The following is a 212-nucleotide window of genomic DNA, read 5'->3' on the forward strand; positions in this document are numbered from 1 at the left end:
GGTGAAGTCAGCGGTAATAAAGGAAATTGTATAGTTACTTCCGCCGAGGGAGCCGATGTTCACCGCGTAGTGGTTTACGTCCTCACCCGCGGCACGGGCAAGTTGGCCGGTAAGTTTGTCGCCGGGGATCAGCGCCCCGGAAGTGACGGTGTAGGGCAAGGATACCGGATCATTGTCGCCATAAACTTTGCCGGCAGGCGTTGCCCTAATTC

General features: G+C 56.6%; 1 protein-coding gene. It reads right to left on the reverse strand.

What is annotated here, in order from left to right:
- Positions 1-212 (reverse strand): MBG domain-containing protein (locus GS398_RS22180; RefSeq protein WP_160909029.1); only part of this gene is annotated, 212 nt, incomplete at both ends.

Source organism: Hufsiella ginkgonis (genome assembly GCF_009834915.1).
GTDB lineage: Bacteria > Bacteroidota > Bacteroidia > Sphingobacteriales > Sphingobacteriaceae > Hufsiella > Hufsiella ginkgonis.